Below are 20,967 nucleotides of genomic sequence, written 5' to 3' on the forward strand. Positions count from 1 at the left end.
GTGGGCGAAGCGGCCAGCCAGACCGCGTCGCCGCTCGTCTTTAGCGGAAATGCAGCCGCTCTATTTTGCGTGACAGGTAGCCGAGTTCGCAGTTGAACAGCTCGCCGCTGCCGGCGGCCAGGTTGCGCAGCGCGCTCAGCGGCAACGTCACCTGGGCCGGCGTGGCGTAAATGATCACGTTGCCGCTGGGGGCGACGCAAAACAATACGGTGCCGAATATCCGGTGCAGGCTGTGGTACAGCAGGCTGTTTTCGTCGGGCAGATCGTGGTAATTCAGCACCAGCCAGCCCCCGTCGTTCAGCCGCGCGGCGCAGTTTTCCAGGAATGTCTGGGTGCCTTGCTGCGGATCCATGGCGAACGCCGAATAGAGATCGGAGAAGATCAGATCGTAACGCGTCTCGGCGGGCGGGCGCACAAAGTCCATGGCGTCGGCGGTGCGCAGGCTGATGGTGTCGGTGGCCGGCAGTGTAAAATAGCGGCGTGCGACGGCGATCACCGCAGCGCGCAGCTCGACGACGTCGAGGCGCATCGCCGGATCGAGCGCGTGCAGCGCACGCAGCAAGCTGCCGCCGCCCAACCCCAAAATCAACGCCGAGGCCGGCGGCTGCCAGGCCACCGCCATCAGCATCGCTTTGATGTAGTTGTGGATCGGCTGCACGGGGTTGCTGAGGCTCATCTTGCTCTGTTCGCAGATGCCGTCAAACCGCAGCGTGCGGTAGTCCTTGTGGTCGGAAACGATGATTTCGCCCCAGGCGTCGGTTTCGCGAGCGATCACCTGGCCGCGCGGAGAGAAATCAAGGGTTTTGAGTAAGCTGTCAACCAGAGACATGGTATTCGCAGGGCTCCTTCGGCAAGCGGCCTATTTACGGGCGCACATGAAATCGGCGGTGCAAATGCGCTGGCCATCGATGCTGGCGCGGCCGGTAAAGCGGGCGATCGCCCCGCGGCGGCGCACAAAGGCCACCTCCATCAGCACCTGATCGCCGGGGCGGGCGGCGCGATAAAACCGCGCACGCTGAATGGCCGCAAAATAGTAATGCTCCCCCTCGTTTAGCGCCCCGAGATAGTAATGCGCCAGCAGACCGGTGCTTTGCGCCAGCGCTTCCACCAACAGCACGCCGGGAAAACCGGCGAAGTGCGCGTGGCCGTTCCAGAACGTCGGCTCATTGGCGGTGATGTTCTTGATGGCGCTCAGCCTCCCTTCGGCAATGCAGGTGCCGGCGGGCAGCACGCGATCGACCAACAGGCAGGGATAACGATGAGGCAAAATCGCCTGAATATCGTTGAATTGCAGGGGGTGACCAGTCAATGGCATGAGAGAGCGTGATCCTGTCTGCGGCGAAACCGGTGCAAGGGCCGGCGTTCAGTCCATGAGATGAGTGTAATAACATTATAATAAAATTATCATCAGATGTGCCAGATGAAAAAAACGACGGCGGGGAAACAGGCGAAGAAGGGCGCGTGAGGGAGGCACCCGATCATGACGACCGGGTGTGGCAGTACGTTTTAGTGTTTTGAGCGGGTCACTTTATCCAGGTAGCCCATCACGAAGGCGGACAGCACAAAGGTAAGGTGGATGATCACATACCACATCAGCTTGTTGTCCGGCACGTTCTTGGCGTCCATAAACACCCGCAGCAGGTGAATGGAGGAAATGGCGACGATAGACGCGGCGACTTTGTTTTTCAGCGAGGTGGCGTCCATTTTGCCCAGCCAGCTCAGTTTTTCTTTCCCTTCGGTGATATCCAGCTGCGAGACGAAGTTTTCATACCCGGAGAACATCACCATCACCAACAACCCGCCCACCAGCGCCATGTCGACCAGCGACAGCAGGGTCAGGATCAGATCGGCTTCCGCGACAGAAAAAATGTTGGGCAGGACGTGCAGGATCTCCTGAAAAAATTTGATCGACAGGGCAACCAGGGCCAGTGAAAGGCCGAAATAAACCGGTGCGAGCAACCAGCGGGAGGCGTACATCGCGTTTTCTAGCAAGCGTTCCATCATAAAATTGTTTTAAATGCGTGGCAAAAAGGGCGCTCAGTATAGCGCAGGTGGCCCGGGCGAAATCAACCGGTTGCGTTATCCGAGCGCCTATCACGGCGCGGATCAGGCTGTTGCACGCAAAGAGTGGCGCGTCATGCGGATCAGCAAAGCAACACCCGCCGCGGCCGTCGTCAGCGCCACTACGCCCGGCCATTCCAGGTGTTCCAGTACGCGGCTGCCCAGTGCGGCGCCGGTGGCCATGCCGATGAATACCAGCGTGAACAGAATGGCGTTAAGGCGGCTGCGGGCAGCCGGATCGAGGCCGTAAATAATGGTCTGGTGCGCGATCAGCGTGGCCTGAATGCCGAGATCAAACCCGATGGCGCTCAGCGCGATCAGCCCCCATTGCGCCGATTGCGGTAGCAACGGCAGTAAAAACATCAGGGCGAAAGAAACCGTTACCAGCGCAGCGCCGATTTTAGTGACGGCGTCTGGGCCGTATCGGTCAGCCAGACTGCCCGCCAACGGTGCCGCCAGTGCACCCGCTGCGCCGGCCAGGCCGAACGCGCCGGCGACTGCGCTGCCCAGCTGATAGCGATCGGCCAGCATCACCGCGAGCGTGGACCAGAAGGCGCTGAAGGCGACGGACAAAAAGGCCTGAGACAACGCCGCGCGCCGCAATTCAGGGTAGGTGGCCCAAAGCCGGCTCATCGAACGCAGCAAGGCGGGATAACTCAGCGTGCTGTGTGGCTGAAAGCGCGGTAAAGCTCGCCCTATCACCAGCGTGATCGGTAAAACGGCCAGCGCGGCTAACGCATAAACACTGCGCCAGCCGAAATAATCGGCGACCAGCCCGCTGAACACGCGCGACAGCAAAATACCGGCCAGCAACCCGGTCATCACGGTGCCGACGATTTTACCGCGTCGGGCATCAGGAGCCAGAGCCGCGGCGGCGGGGATGATGTCCTGCGCGACGGTGGCGGCCAGGCCGAGCGTCAGGCTGCTGAGCAACAGCAGCGAAAAAGAGGAAACCAGGCTGCACAACAGCAGCATCATGGCCAGCAGCACGCCCTTCACCAGAATGATCCCGCGGCGATCGTGGCGATCGCCCAGCGGCGCCAGTAACAGAATACCCAAGGCATACCCCAATTGGGTCAGGGTCGGCACGAATCCGGTATCGCCAACGCCGACATGGAAGTCGGCACCCATGACGCTCAACATCGGCTGACTGTAGTAAATAGAGGCGACGCTAAGGCCGGCGCCGGTGGCCAACAGGAAAACGGTTTTGGCGGAAAGCGCACCGCCGGTGGGTGAGAGGCTCATTCGATAATTCCTGACAAGGTGGATGTGCGGCTATTTTTGTCGTGAATGTTATCGGCGGGTAGACCCGATATGGGTAGAACTGTTATACGTAACACGTATGAATAAAATTAATTTACCCAACGGCGACCGTATAATCCTGCTGCAAACCCTGGTGCGTATTGTCGAGAGCGGGAGCCTGTCGGCGGCGGCGCAGCAGCTGGGCACCTCGCAGCCGACCATCAGCCGACGTCTGCGGGCGTTGGAACAGCTGTTGGGCACCAGGTTGATCCAACGGACGACGCATGCGCTCCATCTTACCGATGACGGCGAACGCTGCTATCAGCAAGCGCGCGGCTTGCTCGCGCAATGGCAAAGCCTGGAAGATGCGCTGCGCGGCGCGCGCGACGAACCGGTTGGCGCACTGCGCGTGCGCGCTCCGCACGCCTTTGGGCAGGATCAGCTGATCGGGCCGCTCGGGGAGTATTTGCGGCGCTATCCCCAAACCAGCGTGGAGTGGACGCTGAACGACCACTCTCCCGACTTCATTTCCGAAGGCGTAGACTGCGCCATTCACGTTGGCGCGGTGACCGATCCTTCGGTGGTGGCGGTGCTGTTGGCGGAAGTGCCGCGCAGCACGGTGGCGTCACCCGCACTGTTGACTGAACGACCGGCGATCGTCGATCTCGACGATTTGGCATCATTGCCGTGGCTGGCGGTAAACAGTTTTTATCGCAATGAGGTCGTCCTGACCCACGCGACCAGCGGCGAGCAGCGGCGTTTCGACATCGCACCCAGGTTGAGCACCGACAGCCTTTATGCGGCGCGTAAAGCGGCGCTGGAAGGGCTGGGCGTAGCGATCGTGTCGTCTTGGGTGGTGAAAGAAGAGTTGGCGCAAGGATCTCTGCAGACGCTGTTGCCCCTGTGGCGAGCCGAGCCACTGCCTATCTACCTGCTGTATCCCTACGCCAGCTATTATCCCGCGCGTTTACGCAAATTCATGGAAATGATGAAAGAAACGATGCCGCGCATTATCGGCGCGCAGCCGCCGACGGGGCGCTGACGGCCTTCAGTGCCTGGCTTTTTTACCGTCGCTGTGGCCGAGAGAGCGATCGGGGAAGCTGTGATCGCGCAGCCGCTGCTTTAACTGCGCCGCATCGGGGAAGCCACCGTCAATCTTGCGATCCCAAATCATCACGCCATCGACGCTGATTTGATAGACCCCGCCGGTGCCCGGCATCAGGGTGACGGAGGCGAGATCGTCACCAAAGGTGTTCAGCAGCTCTTGCGCCATCCAGCCGGCGCGCAGCAGCCAGTTGCATTGCGAACAGTAGTGGATCGTCACTGCGGGGGCATTTTTCATCGTTGGCGGATCGAGTAGGAAGCGGTGCTTGCATCATCAGCTGCCGCACCGCCGTTGTCAATTTTCCTAACGGTAGGGGCCGAGGCTCGCGGCAGGGGCGCTGTCGGCGATGAATTCGCCGGTGGCCGAGTTGCCGAAGACGGTGCTCTCTGTCGGCGCCTTTGCGCCGCCGAACAGCCATTTTACGGAGCCGGCGCCGTGTGAAGAGGCCGCCCAGCCTTGCAGCGGCAGCGTTTGGCTGACGCCGATCTCCCCTACGGCGTGCCAGATCAGGCCGTCGATTGAATAACTGCCTTGTGCCTGGTGGCCATCGGCCCGAACCGTCAGCTTCAGCCATATCGGCGTATTGCTGCTGACGACGGGCTTGCCGTTGACGCCATTTGGCAGACGGGCATCGATTTTTTCCGTACCGGCGCCGTTATCCCGCCGGTACTGCATGCGGATTTCGCGAGCAGCGGTTTGAAATATTGCGATATAGGCGGCGTCATCGGCGGTCGTGGCCCGCGCCATCACTCCGCCTTTGATAAAGCCGTCGGTATGTGACTGCGGGTTGGCGACGAAGGCGCTGAGCGTGCGTTCGGCACCGATAGTGGCACGATCGAAACGAAAATAGCCGCTGTCGCGTTTATTCCAGATATCGCCGGAGTCGACCTTGATGGCGCAGAGTGCACCGGATTCGGTCAGATCCGGCGGTAGCGTGACGTCGATGCCGGTAAACGGATAGCCGGTCATCGGCAGATCGGTGCGCGCCCACCCGTCCCAATCGGCGTTAACCTTGTTGGTGGCCAGATGGTGCGCGCGACTGTTCCAGCCGGTAGCCCAACTGTTTGCGTCGTTCAGGCCGTAGGCGCGGCCGACAAAGCCGGCGGTAAACACCGCGTTCGCCAGGGCGGTGTGGGCGGCCGAGAGGTTGAACATCACGGCGCAGGCGTGTTGGTCGATTTGTTGCGCCTGGGTGATTTCCGGCGTGACGAACGCCAGCCGTTGATTGGCGGTGGCGCCGTTTTGCACATACTGATTGAGCACCGAATTCGGCGAGGCGAGATCGCCGGTGGTGCAGCCAACAATGAACTTGCCGCGCAGGGTGTCGAGCGACGGCCAGCCATAGGCGGCGATCGCTGCTTGCAGATCGGTGCAGTCGCCGATCAGATCGGGTGGTCCCCAAATGTGTTCGCGCCCCAGGCGCTCGGCCAACAAACGATCGAGCGATTCGGGTGTTTGATCTCGGGCGGCGTTGAAGTCGTCTTTCAAATCCAGCCACAGGGTGACGACTTCGTGCTGCGGCACCGCGCGATGAAACGCCAACAGCGCGTCCAGTGCATCCGCCAAGGTGTTGACTGAGCTGACCTGATCGATGGCCGCCAGATGATAAACGTACCAGTTGCCGTTTAACTGCGGCCAACCGGCGGCGTTATTACTGTTGTGGATATCGATCTCAAGGGAACGGATGCGCCAGTACAGCGCCTGAGCCGGGTAGCTTTCCGTGCGTTGATACGAGTTGTGGGTGCTCTTTTGCCGCACCTGATGGTAGCGAATCGTTGCATCATTCATGACGTTGCCTCTCATCAAGACGCAGGGACGGGACGCGCAGTCCCGCACCCTGCGTGGGTTATGCTTTGCCGTTGCTCCAGCCGGCGGGATCCAATACCAGCGCCGTTTGCAGCCCGATGCTGCCGGTCATCGCCGGGCTGTAGGCCTGTTGTCCATAGAAGGCCGTCGGCGGGGTTCCTGTCGCCGTGCCACCGCCGCTCGGCAGCAGCGGCGAGACGGCCTGCTTGGCCACCGCACCGCCGAGACTGCTGAAAGTTGGCAGGCTGAATTTCCCCAGGACGAAACTTTGCATTCCCCCGACCAGTGGCAGGTTGTAGTTGGGGATGCGGCTGACGAAGGCTGGCAACGGCACGATGCCCAGGCTACCGAAAGCGTTGTAGGCGTTGCTGACCTGGGTGAGCGAGGTCGGGCTGAAGGCCCAGCCGTTGCCGCCGGTCAGCTCGGCGAAACGCGCAGCCTGCTGGAAGGCGGCCGCACCGCCAACCCCTGCGGCGCCGCCACTGATCGCGCCGCCGACGGCACCGGTAACGGCGCCTTTCAGCAGCGACTGTTGCCAACTGCCGCTGTTGGCGACGCCAAAGGCGTCGTTGATGAAGAATTGGCTCACTCCCTGCGCCGCACCTACTGCCGCGCCTACGGTGGCTCCGACCCCTGCGCCGGCCGCCAGGCCCGCCGCAATGCCGCCGGCGGTGGTGGAAGCTGCCGCCGCCGCTGCCGACCCTGCGGCAAAGGCGCCGACTCCGCCGGCGGCGGACAGAGCCCCGGCGAGGGCTCCTATCCCTGCGCCGGCGAATACATAACCGGCTAGCGCGCCGCCGCGCAATCCGGACTGATAGCCGCTGTACAGGGCGACCCCGCCGCCCAGCACGGCGCCGACGGCGGCCCCGATCAGCAAGATGATAATGATTGGGGCGATCTCACCGGAAGGGTCGGTCTGATTAACCGGGTTGTTGCCGCAGTAGACGTAAGGGCCGCCATACTGGAATCTAGGATCGCAGGAGTAAAAGCGCCCCAATTGCGGATCGTAGAAGCGCGCCCGATAGTTATAGAGTCCCAAATCTTCGTCCAACTCCTGGCCGGTGTAGCGATAGCGCAGTAACGAGGACGTGCCGACGCCAGTCGGCAACGATTGGCCGAAGGGCATGTAGTCGAGCAATGCGTTGACCTGACCGTTTTCCGCCACTACGGCACGGATCGAACCTTGCTGATCCTTCAGCACGTACTGGGCCTCACCACCGTCGATGAGCAGCAGCAATCCGCCGACGCCATAGAGATATTGCGTCGTACGAGCGCCGAACTCCATCAGCGGCGCGTCGCTCAGGCCGTGTACGTAAGCGAGTTTGCTGCCGTCGGCGAACCGCTTTTGCACCCGCTGATTGATGCCGTTGTAGCACAGCGCAAGCTGGCGGCCGTCATCCAGTGCGATCGTTAACGGAAGATTATTCAGTGGGTTGTAATCGATACGCTGAATACCGCGACTGGCGGAGAGCGTGACGTTACCGACGACGTCATACTCGTAACGCTGCGCGACCGCGTCATTGGCGAGCACGGCGGCGACTTTGCCGCTGTTCGGCTGATACTCGTAGCTGAAGAGGGTGTCTCCCTGTTGCAGCCGGAGGATGTTGCCGCCGGCGTCGAAGGTCAGCGGCGCGCCGACGCCGAGGCTGTAGGCGGAAGTGACGCTGTGCTCGGCGACCGTCAATTGGCCGCGCGGATCGTAGCGATAGCGATAAGCGAAGCTGTTTTCGGGCCTGACCGCATTGTCGTGCACTACGCCGGCGATATTGCCGTTGAAGTAACCGGCGCCCTCGTAGCCGCCGTCGGTGTAGCTGAAGCGATGTTTCAACAGCGGTGCGCCGTCGGCATAGTGGTTGTTGATTTCATTCAACCAGCCGGGAGAGTTATAACTCATGGTGCGTCGCAGCGCCCGCCCCCCCTGTGAATTCAACTGCTCTTCAGCCAGGCTGCCGTCGGCATGGTAACGGTAGCGAACGAACTTCTCCGGATCGTCCGGCGTGCCGATGGCGGCGGTTTGTCCCATGTCGTTATAGCGATAGGCCACGCTGGCGAGCGGCGCGCCGGCGGGATAATCGATGCGGATGACGTTGCCGAGGTTGTCGTAGGCATAGCCCGTGATGTAATCGCCAGCGTCCGGCAGACGCAGTTGCGACAGGGTCGCATTGCCTCCCGTATCGTAGCCATAGCAGTTTTCGACGCAGAGTCCGTCAGCGGCGCGACGGTACATTTTCCACAGGCGGCCGCGCAGAGTCGGCTCGTCGCCTTCGCCGTCATAGACGTTTTGCGTTTGCCAGTCATCATGGTGCGGGTAGTGCGGATCGTTATCGGCGATCGCCTGCAGCGCCGAACCGTCACCCCAGGCTTGCGCCACTTCGCCATCCTCACTCAGGCGCCCCAGAACGTCATATTTTTTATACAACACGCGGTCTTTCGCGCGGCTCAGCGGCGTTGAGCTGAAACGCAGACGTCCGGCGGGATCGTAGATATACGTCGTTTCTCCGGCATCCGGCGTGACGCGTGCAGCGAGCTGACACAGGAAGTTGTAGCGATTGTGGCTGATGAAGGCGTCATCAGCCGGGGAAGACGACGGGTGGCGAACCTGCACGATATTGCCCGCCGCGTCGTAGATCTGTTGGACAGCGTCGCGAACAACGCCGCCGGCCTCGGTCTGCTTGCTCAGCGTCTGGCCACGGCGATCGTTGAGTGACAGCACGCCGGTGCCATCGGCATCGTACAGGGCGCTCACCCGCAATTCTCCAGGGCGACAGGCGATACCTGCCACCTGCGTGTGATCGGTGACGGCGTAAATGAATCGCGTAATATGCGGGTTGTCGCCGGTAATGGCGAAGATTTTGCCTGGCATGCCTTTGGCCACCGGGCGTTTCAGCGAGGAAGCCTCATAACGGGTGCCGCTATAGGGGTAACCTTCGTCCTGCGGGTAATAATCACTCACTTCACCGGTCATCACGCCGTTTGCGGCGTCCAGTGTGCGGACAAAGGCCGCCCGGTAGCCGAACAACGTGCGTTCAAAGGCGGCGATCTTGGTTTCGGCAACCGTATTGCCCAGCGCGTCGTACAGCGTTTCACGCACCAGGCATCGTCCTTCGTTCAGCACCTGATGCTGCGTTTCCTGCCGGTTGGCGTTTTTATACGTGATGGCCAGCTGTGGCGAACGGAAGGTAACCGCATTGGCAAAATAGATTTCCCCCTGTGCCTGCAGGCTGAATTCACCGTCGATCCTCGCATCGGTCTGAAGGGCGAAAACCTGACGACCGTCGGCATATAACAGAACGGCATCGTCGCCCGGTACCAGCAGCACCGAGGTGGGCAGGCAGCCGTTGGTCGCGTCGTCAGTGTAGGTGTTGCCCGCCAGCGTCAGCCGCCATCCCGCGATGGCGTCCCACTGGGCGCTCAGACTGTCGCCGATCGTCAGGCCGAAGGCGAGGTTCTGCGTCGCCGGCGACGAAAGGGTGAAGCCCACCGCGTAGCGGCCGGCGGTGGCCAACCAACGCAGGCGGTTGAGCGTCGTACCGCAATGCAGTAGCCGGCCCTGGCTGAGACGCCAGGCGCTGTCGTCGTCGCGCCGCCAGCGCGTCCAGGTTTGTTCGCCCTGCGTGAAGGTTTCGTATTGCCCGCCGTCGGCGGCCAGAATTTCGCAGCTGCTGGCGGGATCGTGCTGCGGGTAGCTGAATGGCAGCGTGTCGTGCCAACTGCGTGGCGCATAGTTCACCACGCCTTTCTTGCTTTCGCCTTGTGGCCCGGTCTCAACGAACTTTTGCCGCAGCGGATCGTAGCCGCAGCGCAGGACATCGGCGTTGTTACCCATAACGGCGATCTCATCCAGATACAGCGGATCGTAGCAGCGGGCCTCCATCTTGCTGGCCAACGGCGTGACGCTGACGGTGTTGAACAGCACATAGCCGACCGTTTTTTGGTTGTCGAAGGCGAGCGCGAGCGGACGCTCCGGATCGCCGCTATAGGGGATGACGCTTTGCCAGTAAACCCAAGCGCCTTCTGCCGTGGGGACGATCGGCGTGGTGTGCGGCGCGGCGTTGCCACTACGGCTGATCAAGTTTGCCGCACCGGGCGCCGCGTTGAAACCGGGCGAGGTTTTGATCCAGGCGGAGACAACGACCGGCTGCGTTTGCCGCAGCGGCGCCGTTCGGGTCAGGGTCGCACCGACGCCGAGTTTGAGGCTGCGGCTGCCGACATAGGCGTCATCGTCGACGATCGCCGTATCGCCGTCGAACCGCCAGGGATCGGTGTTGTGTTGATAGGGTTCGAAACCGATGAAATCGCACTCATCCGCCGCGCCGCTGACGAACGCCGCCACCGGCAGGATCTGGTTGTTGTCCCACAGCGTGCTCTCGACCTGGCTTTCGCTGTTTTTCTGGGAGAGGATCGCACCATAGAATGTTCTGGCCAGTATTGTGCCTACCGGCAACCACGCGTCACCCGGATCGCTTGCCAGCGCCGGCGGGCTGGGGGGCTGGGCGCCAATCGCGGCTTGCAGCACATAGGCTTGCGTGGCGGCCCACACTGTCGGCGCAGCTTCATCGGCAAGCGGCTGTTGCCGTTGCAGAGCGCCGTAGCGTTGCAGACTGCCGGCGTAGATTGGCAGCGCCTCTCCCAGCGCCGCGCTCCCCGCTGCGTCGAATTGGCTGAAGGGCGCGTCGATCGCATTTTTCAGTAAGAACCAGGGATAGGCTTCGAACGCATAGCCGTAGAGTTTGGCAACGCCCTGCGTTTCTCCGGTGGCGGTCACATTGTCAAAGCGCTCGCGGATCAATTTGCCGAAGCGTGAGTCATAGCGATAATCGGTACGTATCGCCAGGCCATCATTAAGGCTGTTGTCGGCGATGCAGCGTGTATAACCGCCGAACAGCGGTCGCTCGACGCCGTCGATCGCTACGGAGGTGAAGGCCATCAGGTTTTTTTGTTCGTGAACCAACAGATTGCCGTCGGCGTCAAACACCTTTTGCTCGATCAATTGGCCGTCCAACAGCCCGGATGACGCTTGATCTGCAGCGCGAACTCGCTCGCCGACCTGCGGATCCTGGCGCGTCAGGCCATTGAAGTAATAGTTCTCGCGATAGCCGAAGCGCGGCGCGGACATGCTCTCGCTGCCGGGATAGCTGGCACTCTTGTAGTACTTGAAGACCGCGCCGGTAGGGTCGCAGGTCGCTGTCGCAATGTCGAACACGTAGCAGGTGGTGCTGACGGCGTAGCCGTCATCGATGCTGACCGTGTCGACGCAGTAATCCACCAGTGCGCCTTGCAGCGTGTTGTCGAGGTAGCGATTCAGCGTCAGGCTTTCCGCATTATCGAAGTCTTTGTTCAGCGGTAGATAGGTAACGAACGCGGACAGGCCGGCGGGATATTGGCCGTTGATATTGGGTTTGACCATGCCGGAGACGCCAATCTGCGTGAAATAACGTTGCGTGAGCGTGTCATCGCCGGCGAAGGCCTGATTGCGGAAGGTTTTCACGGTGGTGTTTTTGGCTGCCGTGCCGTCCAGGTTCAGATAAGAGATAAAGCGCGGTCCCTGATTGATCATGGTGGTGCTGTCTATCGCGTAGGGCACTTCGGCATATCCGGCTGCCGCGTCCAACCAATTACACCAGGAACCGCGGTGATAGACGCGGTTGCCCATGGTGGCGATATCCGCGCCTGCCGTCGGGAAGTAGTGTCTTTTTCTTTCCGAAGTCGGATCGTCACGGGTATAGAGATCGCGCGCCGCATCGTTCCAGGCGGTGATTTGTCGGTTGGGATCGTAGGCTACCATGCGCGCCTGAGCCGCGAATTCGCGGTTGCTGACGGCGATTGCGTAATCGGCGCCGTAGGCGAACCAGTTGATGTCCTGATCGCTGCAGGTACTGCGTAACAGCAGGCTGTCGTTACGCAGCCAGTCTGCGCCGTTATAGCGCAGCAGATAGGGGCCGGACGCAATCATGGCGTTGTTGACGAATTTTGCCAGGAACGGAATGGTGAGGGTTTGCGACGGCGCGCTTTTCGGCAGGCGGCAGGGAAAGTCAGTGCTGGTCATGGCGCCGAATGCCGCGTCCCATCCGATGACCTTGACGGTGTAATCAACGCTGAGCGAAACCTCCTGCGTGATGTAGGTCAGCGCGATAAACGAGGCGCCGGCGGCAAAACCGAAACGGGTGGCCGACGCATCGCCGCCGAGGGTGAACACCAGCGGGAGTGAGGCGCCGTTTCGCCATTGCTCTTGGCTATCCTGATAATAAAGCGCCAGCCGATTACGGTGTTCGCCGCCGGTGAGGGGGGCATAATCCAGGACGGCGTAATAGCCGTTGGCCGCCGCGATGTAGGGGCGGGCGGTGGCGTTGAGATCGCCAGACCTATCGGCGATCGCCCACCGTTTGGTGAAGTTATCCCAGGTGTAGCGCAGCAGCGTCCGTTGATCCTTGTCGCAGACCACAAAAAAGTTGTCGCCGGCGGCCAGCTGCAGTTGGGTGGTGTTGGCGGCGATTGGCGCGCTGTCGAACCACTCGCCCCATTTGCGGTTATCCTTGTGATAGACATGCGCATAGGATTTGCCGCTCTGCGGGGTGGCATAGGTCAGGCAGGCGAAATCACCGGCAGTGACGACGTTGACACTGTTGATGTCGAAAGCGGCCTTGATCGTTTGCTGCTCGGGAGCCCAGCATTGCCAGCGCCCAAGCCAGGTGTAAAATGTGACGTGGATTTGGTCGCTCGACTCGTTAAGCCACAGGCAGACCGCGTAATCGCCGCCGAACCATACGCGCGGTTTGGCGCTGCGCGGCCAGGGACTGACGATCTGCCGCTGGCGATCGCACAGCGGCAGCGTTTGTTGCTTATACCGGTAGGCGATTTTCGCACCGTCCGGCGTGACGGCGCCACTGAGCGCGCCGGCATTGACCGTACCCGCCGGCCAGTAGCTGAACTGCATCTGCGGCAGCGCACAATTTTCCGCATAGCGCCGCTGGACGCCGGTGAGCGTGCGTTTGACGGTATCACCGTAAAGCGGATCGCTTTGCGGGTAACCGCTGAAATTACTCTGCGTGTCATAGCTCAGCTGCACCGCATAGAGCAATGTGCCCTGCGAGTTTTTGACGACGATGTTGTCCAGATAGCGCGTTTCGTAGCGATCCTGATAGGCTGAAGCGGCGTTGCCGGGGGCCTTGCTGTAGGGGGTATCCCAATGCGGAGACAGGTATTCCCGTGGGCCTGCGGGCGACTGCGTGTCGTACCGCTTCTCCTGATAGCCAAAATCGACGGTGCGATCGAACATGTCGGTGATGCGCGTCAGGTAGCAGGCTTTGGTAAAACTTAAGCCTCGTTCGCCAACCGGCTGTTCAACGGCCTCGTAATGGAAGGCGATCCGATCGCCCCACAGGCTTTCCACCTGCGCCAGATTCCAGATTGCCGCAAAGCGAGACTGCAAGGCATCGCCCTGGGGCGAGTGGGTCAAAGCGGATTGTCCCGACCAGTTGCCCCAGCGCACTTTCCATTGAATGCTCTGATCATCCTGCGCGTTGCCGCCGTAGAAGTAGCTGACCCCGTTGTCCTTGACCAGCTCCCAGCGTTCGAACTGCGGATAATACAGGACCTTGCTGAAATCATAGTGGAAGCACTCAAACGCTTCACCGCCGGAGAAGACGGCGAGTTCGGCGTCCTGGCGCAGCACGTTGAAGGTGCGCTGATAGACTGGGTCGATAATTTCCCATTGTCGATCGTCGAACCGCGTGACGACCTGAGCATGGCAACCCAACTGCAGGCCGGCGGCGATGAAAGCGGATTGGATTTCGGTGTCCACTTTGCCGCTATTGAGCGCGGTGGTGGCGGCGATTGGTAATTTCGCTCTCAGCCAATCGTTGGGCGCGCGAATTAATTCTGATGAGGCGTTGTTGGTATAAATTCGATAAAGGTTGTCACCGGGTGTTGCATTATCCCGGTGATCGACTTCAATGCGTTCGAAAGGCAATTGCCAGCCTAACCCCATAATTCCGGTTGGTGCGCTAACATTTGATTGATAAATTTCATTTTTGATGTTGCTGCCATAAAATGCAGTGACTTTGACGTCGAGTTGATTCCTTCCGGTTAACGCAACCAAATCAAGCGATAAATTCACATCGCCGCGAAACAGATTGACGCTGTCTTCGAATATGTTTTTTTCATTGCTTTCGAATTGGCTTGGCCGTACTGGCGGGATCTGACCGTTGGTTTTGTCACTCATTTTTAAATACCCTCATCGATAAAGCGCAGGGAAACAAAATGGCTTTCAATCGCCAGGGGCGATTGAAAGCCAGGCGATGCGCCTCTGCGCCCAAACGGCGGGCCAGCGGCCGCTCAACGTCTCAGGATTCGCATTCGGCGATCACCAGCACCCTTACCGTACCTGAGGTTTTATTGTTGGATTTGTCCTCCATAAAGCAGGTGGCGGACACCGTGACACTGCTGCCGCTGAGGCCGGCGATCGCGCTGGAGACGTCGATTGTTTTCAGGTGGTGGTCGGTGTTGCCGTAAGAAACGTTAAACCCCTGAACGGCGACGGAAGCATTAATCACCCGTGAACCAAAATCCAAACTTTGAGTGGAGCCGGAACTGACGCTAATAACTTTAAATTGTGTCGTCGACATATATAACCTCGAATTTTTAGACAGCTGTGGGTAGCGCCGCTAAAAATAGCGGCGATGAAAAATAGAAGGTGAAGAAAAGTCTTATCAGAGATAAACAGCATAGTTAAAACTAGGGGAGGTAATTGATTCTGTCAATGCAAGTATAAATAAAATTAAACCATTTCAAAATCATGATGATAAATAAAATAACTTTTTTATCAATGATATTAAGCGTGTTAATTATAATCTTATTCAGTCGTTATTGAACTAAGGGTATTTCTGTGACAGGTGATGTTACATTAATTAGAGAGCGTTGTTTTTATTGTGTTAAGTGAATGGCACTCATGCTTCTGCAATGCCGTGCAATTAATTCAATAAAAAAAATTTCTCTGCTATATTTTAAAGCTAACCGTTTAGCGGAAAAAGAGAATGTGAATTGTCGCCCTGGGTGACAGTAACGACCGTGATCAAGACCGTTTTTATAATCCGGCTGGAGGAATACAGCATGAAAGCTGCCGTAGTGACGAAAAACCATACCGTAGACATTCAGGATAAAGTGCTGCGCCCGCTGAAGCACGGCGAGGCGGCGTTAAAAATGGAGTGTTGCGGGGTGTGCCACACCGACTTGCACGTGAAAAACGGCGATTTCGGCGAGGTGCCGGGCATTACGTTGGGACATGAGGGTATCGGCGTGGTCTCCGCCGTCGGTGAGGGCGTTACCTCGTTAAAAGTGGGTGACCGCGCTAGCGTCGCCTGGTTTTACCAGGGTTGCGGCCATTGCGAATATTGCGTCAGCGGCAACGAAACCCTGTGCCGCTCGGTGAAAAATGCCGGCTACAGCGTTGACGGCGGCATGGCGGAAGAGTGCATCGTGGTGGCGGACTACGCGGTGAAAGTGCCGGACGGGCTCGATTCTTTCGCCGCCAGCAGTATCACCTGCGCCGGGGTCACCACCTACAAGGCGGTGAAAATTTCCGATATCAAGCCGGGGCAGTGGATCGCCATCTATGGCCTGGGCGGGCTGGGCAACCTGGCGTTGCAGTACGCCAAAAACGTGTTTAACGCCAAAGTGATTGCCATCGACGTCAACGACGGCCAGTTGGAGTTCGCCAAACAGATTGGCGCCGATCTGACCATCAACTCCAAAACGCAAAATGCGGAGGAGATCATTCAGCAGCAAACCGGCGGCGCTCACGCGGCGGTGGTGACGGCGGTGGCGAAAGCCGCCTTCAACTCGGCGGTCAATGCGGTGCGCGCCGGCGGTAAAGTGGTGGCCGTGGGGCTGCCGCCGGAGAGCATGGATCTGAGCATTCCGCGCCTGGTGCTGGACGGCATTCAGGTGGTGGGGTCGCTGGTCGGCACACGCGAAGATCTGAAAGAGGCGTTCCAGTTCGCTGCCGAAGGCAAAGTGACGCCGAAAGTGACCAAACGGCCATTGGGCGATATCAACGCCATCTTCGACGAGATGAAGGCGGGCACCATTCGCGGTCGCATGGTGATCGATCTCGGCATGGCGAAATAAGCATCGCTAAAAAAGGCCACCCGCGGGTGGCCTTCTTGTCGTTATGCCCGGTTTAGAACAGGCCCAGCGGTTTGGCGTCGTAGCTGACCAGCAGGTTTTTCACCTGTTGATAGTGCGACAGCGCCGCCTTGTGGGTTTCGCGCCCGATACCGGAGTTCTTGTAGCCGCCGAACGCGGCGTGCGCCGGGTACAGGTGGTAGCAGTTGGTCCACACGCGCCCGGCCTTGATCGCGCGGCCCATGCGGTAGGCGCGGTTGATGTCGCGGGTCCAGAGCCCGGCGCCCAGTCCGAACTCGGTGTCGTTGGCCAACGCTAGAGCTTCGGCCTCATCCTTGAAGGTGGTGACGCCAATCACCGGCCCGAAGATTTCCTCGCGGAAGAAACGCATACTGTTGTTGCCGGTAATCAGCGTCGGCTGCAGGTAGAAACCGTTTTGCACTTCGTCGCCGCGCTGAGCGGGTTCGCCGCCCGCAACGATTTTGCCTCCCTCGTTTTTAGCGATGTCGATGTACGACAGGATCTTGTCATACTGCTGTTTTGACGCCTGGGCACCGATCATGGTCTCGGTGTCGAAGGGATCGCCCTGGCGGATGGTGGCGATGCGTGCCAGCACTTTCTCCATAAACTGCGGGTAGATGGATTCCTGGATCAACGCGCGTGAAGGGCAGGTGCACACCTCCCCCTGATTGAAGAAGCCCAGCACCAGCCCCTCAACCGCCTTGTCGATAAACTCCGGCTCCGCCTGCATGATGTCTTCAAAATAAATGTTCGGCGATTTGCCGCCCAACTCGACGGTGCTGGGGATGATGTTCTCCGCCGCACAGGCGAGGATGTGGCGGCCGACCGGCGTGGAGCCGGTGAAGGCGATTTTTTCGATGCGTTTGCTGCGCGCCAGCGCTTCGCCGGCCTCGGCGCCGAAGCCTTGCACCACGTTGAGCACCCCCGGCGGCAGCAGATCGCCGATCTCTTCCATCAGCACGCTGATGCCGAGCGGCGTCTGTTCCGCCGGTTTCAGCACCACGCAGTTACCGCCCGCCAGCGCCGGCGCCAGTTTCCAGGCGGCCATCAGCAGCGGGAAGTTCCACGGTATGATCTGACCGACTACGCCCAGCGGTTCATAGATATGGTAGGCCACGGTATTTTGGTCGATCTCCGCCGCAGTGCCTTCCTGCGCGCGCAGGCAGCCGGCGAAGTAGCGGAAATGGTCGACCGCCAGCGGCAAATCGGCATTCAGGGTTTCGCGGATCGGTTTGCCGTTGTCCCAGGTTTCGGTCAGCGCCAGCATCTCCAGCCGCGACTCGATGCGATCGGCGATCGCCAGCAGCACGTTGGCGCGTTCTTGCACGCTGGTTTTGCCCCAGGCGTCCGCCGCCGCATGCGCCGCGTCGAGCGCCAGTTCGATGTCTTTGGCGTCGGAACGTGGGAATTCGGCGATCGGCTGGCCGGTCACCGGCGAGGTGTTGGTGAAGTAGTTGCCGGATACCGGTTCGACGAATTTACCGCCAATGTAGTTGCCATAGCGTTTGCGGAACGAAACCAGCGAGCCAGGCAAACCGGGGTGGACATATTTCATGTGAAGCACCTCTCTGCAGATGATAACCGGCGCTATTGGGCTGCGCCTGTGAGTGCGGCATGTCGCCGCAGCACGGAGAAGCACGGCCCGTGCCAGATTGATGAATGGCGAAGATGATCGTTAAAAGATCTTATTTATTAACGCGTTAAAAGTTGATATGACGTGACGAATCATGCGGTACCGCCGCTGGCGATGGGTTTTTGTGTTCCGTGTCGCAACGCCTGATACACATCTGTGATACATATTTGCAACACTCGTAAACGGGGGGAGAAACGCATGTTGCCTGATGACCGCTTGCCCACCGAGGGCGCCAGTTTGTTGACCCGCCCGCTGGCGGAATCCTGGCAGCGCAGCCGGGGCTACGGCCTGACGCGCGCCGATCAACATATCCCTTTTATCAAAGCCGGATTACTCGAAGAGCTACGCAGCCGCAATGACTGGGTGCCGCAACGGGTACAGCCGCTGATCGAGCAGTTGGGCGCGCAAATTACGCGCCAGCCCGCCATCGTGGTGATCGCCGACGCCGACGGACTGGTGCTGGAAACCCGCGGCAATACCGACTTTCTGCACAAGGCGTCGCGCTTTGCGCTGGCGCCGGGCAACCAGTGGGGCGAAGCGGATCGGGGTACCAATGCCATCGGCACCGCGCTGGCACTCGGCGCGTTCTGCGAGGTCCGCGGCGACCAGCATTTCCTCAACCAAAATGCCGGATTGAACTGCACCGCCGCACCGATCTATCGGCCGGATGGCCGCATTGCCGGCATACTGGATCTCTCCGCCCCCGCGCAGCGCCCGTACCGCGATGCACAGCGCCTGATCATGCAGGCGGTGCGGCATATCGAACACCGCTGGGTCAGAAGCGCGATCGCCGACCGTCACTGGACGCTGCGCCTGCACGCCAACGCCGGGAGCCTGGGCAGCGCGCAGGAGCTGCTGCTGGTGTTTCACGACGAAGTGCTGGTCGCCGCCAATCGGCTGGCGATGCTGGAGTTCCGGCTTTCACCGGCCGCATTAGGCTCGGTTGAGTTTGCCCAGCTGTTTCCCGACCTGCTGCGACAGCCCTCCGGCGCACCGCACCAGACGCTGGCCGGCAATCAACGGCATTATTATTCGCTGCTCGAGGCGCCGCAGCGCCGCGTTAGCGCCCTGCGTTCGGTTCCGCCGCCGGCGGAACGGCATGACGAACAGCATCAGAAGGCGCTACGCATTCTCAATGCCGGCCTTTCCCTGTGCGTGACCGGCGAAACCGGCTGCGGTAAAGAGCATTTCAGCCGACGCTTGTTTCAACAGAGCCGCTGGCGCAACGGCAACTTCGTGGCGATCAACTGCGCGGCGCTGCCTGAGCCGCTGATCGAATCCGAACTGTTCGGCTATGCGCCGGGGGCGTTTACCGGCGCCAACCCGAAAGGGTATATCGGCAAGATCCGCGAGGCGGACGGCGGCGTGCTGTTCCTCGATGAAATCGGCGACATGCCGGCGGGCCTGCAAACGCGCCTGCTGCGGGTGTTACAGGAAAAAACGGTCACGCCGCTCGGTAGCCGCAGCGCTTATCCGGTCGATTTCGCGCTGGTCTGCGCCACGCACCACGATCTGCATCGGCAGGTAGAGGCGGGGGCGTTTCGTGAGGATTTGCTGTACCGCATACAGGAATACAGCCTGTGCATCCCGCCGCTCAGAGAGCGGGCGCAGCTGGAGACCTTCATTTTGCAGTTGTGGCGAGAGCTGGGCGGCGAGCGGCGCGACATTCGCCTGTTGCCGGAGGCGCTGGCGATGCTGGCGCGCTATCCATGGCCCGGCAACGTGCGGCAGCTGTTGAGTACGCTCAAGGTGCTGCTGGCATTGGCGGACGATCATGCGGTGCTCACCCTGGACGATCTGCCTCAGTCCATCGCGGTGCTGGCGCCGCGTCAGGAGAACGCCGATACCGGCCAGGCGGATCTGCAGACGGCGATCGACAGGGCGGGCGGCAATCTCAGCCGGGCGGCGAAGGCGCTGGGCGTTTCGCGCAGCACGCTGTACCGCAAGTTGGGGAGGCAGAAAGCGGTGGCGGAATGAAACGTCATGATTGCTCATCAATAACCGGCCCCTCGATGCGGGGCCGGTTCATGCTCTAGTCCCCCAGTCCCGGCGGGTTAATCTCCGAATGGGCAATCTTCTCGTCGCTTTCCGCCCAGCGATCCAGCACCTGCAGATAGCTGCCGTTGGCGATGGCGCTGTTGAGCGAAGCCTGCACCGCGTCCACCAGACCGTTGCCTTTCTTCAGTGTGACGGCGATGTTGGCGGTCTTCGGCCAGCCGCCGGGCACAATGCCCACCAGCCGGGTTTTGCCGGTCAGCCGCGCCTGATAAGCGCCGGAGACGTTGGGCCCGAAGGTGGCGTCGGCGCGGCCAGACTGAATGGCCAACGTGGAGGCGGCCTTATCGGTGACGTACACCGGCTGCAGCGGTGCCAGTCCCTTGGCGCGGTTCTCCTTGTCCCAGGCCAGCAGCACCGCTTCCTGATTGGTGCCGGAATCGACGATGATCTTTTTGCCGGCGATATCCGGCGCCGTTTTGATCTGGGTGATTTTACTGTCGGACTTGACGTAGAAGCCCAGCGTATCCTGCCGATAGGTGGCGAAATCGAATTTGGTCTTGCGTTCGTTGGTTACGGTGATGTTGTAAACCGCGGCGTCATATTTGCCGGAGGCCACCCCCAGCGGCCAGTCTTCCCACGACGTGGGCACCAGTTTGAGTTTCAACCCCAAACCGTCGGCCACCAGGCGCGCGATGTCCGCCTCGCTGCCGATCACCGTTTTATTGTCGCGGGCGTACAGGCCGAACGGCGGGCCGCTGCCCAGCAGGGAAATGGCCACCGTCAGCGTGCCGGGTTCCACGAACCGGAAGCCGGCGGGGATTTTGGCCACGGCTTCGGCGCTCTTCACCGTGTGGATCGGCGTTTCGTTAGCGACGAGATCCACGCCCGGTGCGGCGGCGGCGGAAAAACTCAGCAGCGCCGCAATCACTATCATCTTTTTGCTATATATCATTATGTTAATTACCTTCATTATTATGGG

The 20,967-nt window shown here is 60.3% G+C and carries 13 protein-coding genes; 3 read left to right on the forward strand and 10 right to left on the reverse strand.

Translation table 11 applies throughout. The features are described from left to right. Positions 1-40 precede the first annotated feature (40 nt). The 4 genes from FOT55_RS17270 to FOT55_RS17285 form a co-directional block, all read right to left on the reverse strand. Positions 41-829 (reverse strand): spermidine synthase, encoded by a 789-nt coding sequence (locus tag FOT55_RS17270; RefSeq protein ID WP_043142786.1) that lies wholly within the window; start codon positions 827-829, stop codon positions 41-43. Positions 830-859: 30 nt separating this feature from the next. Beyond that, the gene (gene fabZ / locus FOT55_RS17275) at positions 860-1,315 is read right to left on the reverse strand and encodes a 3-hydroxyacyl-ACP dehydratase FabZ (RefSeq protein ID WP_025302804.1); all 456 of its coding nucleotides are present in this window, start codon (positions 1,313-1,315) and stop codon (positions 860-862) included. A 191-nt stretch (positions 1,316-1,506) separates the two neighbouring features. After that, positions 1,507-2,001: a TIGR00645 family protein gene (locus FOT55_RS17280; protein ID WP_025302805.1), complete on the reverse strand. Its 495-nt coding sequence runs from the start codon at positions 1,999-2,001 to the stop codon at positions 1,507-1,509. A 105-nt stretch (positions 2,002-2,106) separates the two neighbouring features. After that, complete coding sequence (locus FOT55_RS17285) at positions 2,107-3,306, reverse strand: MFS transporter (protein ID WP_147823781.1); 1,200 nt, start codon at positions 3,304-3,306, stop codon at positions 2,107-2,109. 97 nt (positions 3,307-3,403) lie between these two features. Here FOT55_RS17285 and FOT55_RS17290 point away from each other — a divergent pair, with 97 nt between their 5' ends. Next, positions 3,404-4,345, forward strand: a complete 942-nt coding sequence (locus FOT55_RS17290) for a LysR family transcriptional regulator (RefSeq protein WP_089195875.1) — start codon at positions 3,404-3,406, stop codon at positions 4,343-4,345. A 6-nt stretch (positions 4,346-4,351) separates the two neighbouring features. On the opposite strand, the gene FOT55_RS17295 is transcribed toward FOT55_RS17290, so the two are convergent. The 4 genes from FOT55_RS17295 to FOT55_RS17310 form a co-directional block, all read right to left on the reverse strand. After that, positions 4,352-4,645, reverse strand: a complete 294-nt coding sequence (locus tag FOT55_RS17295; protein WP_004928553.1) for an Rdx family protein — start codon at positions 4,643-4,645, stop codon at positions 4,352-4,354. A 66-nt stretch (positions 4,646-4,711) separates the two neighbouring features. Then, complete coding sequence (locus tag FOT55_RS17300; RefSeq protein WP_147823782.1) at positions 4,712-6,196, reverse strand: Ca2+-dependent phosphoinositide-specific phospholipase C; 1,485 nt, start codon at positions 6,194-6,196, stop codon at positions 4,712-4,714. 58 nt (positions 6,197-6,254) lie between these two features. Next, positions 6,255-14,201: an RHS repeat domain-containing protein gene (locus FOT55_RS17305; RefSeq protein WP_187181958.1), complete on the reverse strand. Its 7,947-nt coding sequence runs from the start codon at positions 14,199-14,201 to the stop codon at positions 6,255-6,257. Positions 14,202-14,556: 355 nt separating this feature from the next. Continuing rightward, the gene (locus tag FOT55_RS17310; RefSeq protein ID WP_049207659.1) at positions 14,557-14,766 is read right to left on the reverse strand and encodes a hypothetical protein; all 210 of its coding nucleotides are present in this window, start codon (positions 14,764-14,766) and stop codon (positions 14,557-14,559) included. A gap of 556 nt (positions 14,767-15,322) precedes the next feature. Here FOT55_RS17310 and adhP point away from each other — a divergent pair. Continuing rightward, on the forward strand, positions 15,323-16,339 hold the full coding sequence (gene adhP / locus FOT55_RS17315; protein WP_004928541.1) for an alcohol dehydrogenase AdhP: 1,017 nt from the start codon (positions 15,323-15,325) through the stop codon (positions 16,337-16,339). 52 nt (positions 16,340-16,391) lie between these two features. Here the strand turns inward: adhP and exaC are convergent, their stop codons facing one another. Further along, entirely contained in the window at positions 16,392-17,912 is a 1,521-nt protein-coding gene (gene exaC / locus FOT55_RS17320) for an acetaldehyde dehydrogenase ExaC (protein WP_060447184.1), read from the reverse strand. Positions 17,913-18,188: 276 nt separating this feature from the next. Between exaC and FOT55_RS17325 the strand changes: the two genes are divergently transcribed. Continuing rightward, positions 18,189-19,967, forward strand: coding sequence for a sigma-54-dependent Fis family transcriptional regulator (locus FOT55_RS17325; RefSeq protein ID WP_060433040.1), 1,779 nt, complete (start codon positions 18,189-18,191; stop codon positions 19,965-19,967). Between the two features lie 55 nt (positions 19,968-20,022). Here the strand turns inward: FOT55_RS17325 and FOT55_RS17330 are convergent, their stop codons facing one another. Further along, positions 20,023-20,940 (reverse strand): ABC transporter substrate-binding protein, encoded by a 918-nt coding sequence (locus tag FOT55_RS17330; protein WP_021504584.1) that lies wholly within the window; start codon positions 20,938-20,940, stop codon positions 20,023-20,025. Between the last annotated feature and the right edge of the window lie 27 nt (positions 20,941-20,967).

Source organism: Serratia bockelmannii (assembly GCF_008011855.1).
Taxonomy (GTDB): Bacteria; Pseudomonadota; Gammaproteobacteria; order Enterobacterales; family Enterobacteriaceae; genus Serratia; species Serratia bockelmannii.

Bases quoted from the DNA above. Each gene is read 5' to 3' on its own strand.
- FOT55_RS17270 (WP_043142786.1), bottom strand. From the start codon at position 829: ATGTCTCTGGTTGACAGCTTACTCAAAACCCTTGATTTCTCTCCGCGC.
- fabZ (WP_025302804.1), bottom strand. From the start codon at position 1,315: ATGCCATTGACTGGTCACCCCCTGCAATTCAACGATATTCAGGCGATT.
- FOT55_RS17280 (WP_025302805.1), bottom strand. From the start codon at position 2,001: ATGGAACGCTTGCTAGAAAACGCGATGTACGCCTCCCGCTGGTTGCTC.
- FOT55_RS17285 (WP_147823781.1), bottom strand. From the start codon at position 3,306: ATGAGCCTCTCACCCACCGGCGGTGCGCTTTCCGCCAAAACCGTTTTC.
- FOT55_RS17290 (WP_089195875.1), top strand. From the start codon at position 3,404: ATGAATAAAATTAATTTACCCAACGGCGACCGTATAATCCTGCTGCAA.
- FOT55_RS17295 (WP_004928553.1), bottom strand. From the start codon at position 4,645: ATGAAAAATGCCCCCGCAGTGACGATCCACTACTGTTCGCAATGCAAC.
- FOT55_RS17300 (WP_147823782.1), bottom strand. From the start codon at position 6,196: ATGAATGATGCAACGATTCGCTACCATCAGGTGCGGCAAAAGAGCACC.
- FOT55_RS17305 (WP_187181958.1), bottom strand. From the start codon at position 14,201: ATGGGGTTAGGCTGGCAATTGCCTTTCGAACGCATTGAAGTCGATCAC.
- adhP (WP_004928541.1), top strand. From the start codon at position 15,323: ATGAAAGCTGCCGTAGTGACGAAAAACCATACCGTAGACATTCAGGAT.
- exaC (WP_060447184.1), bottom strand. From the start codon at position 17,912: ATGAAATATGTCCACCCCGGTTTGCCTGGCTCGCTGGTTTCGTTCCGC.
- FOT55_RS17325 (WP_060433040.1), top strand. From the start codon at position 18,189: ATGTTGCCTGATGACCGCTTGCCCACCGAGGGCGCCAGTTTGTTGACC.
- FOT55_RS17330 (WP_021504584.1), bottom strand. From the start codon at position 20,940: ATGATATATAGCAAAAAGATGATAGTGATTGCGGCGCTGCTGAGTTTT.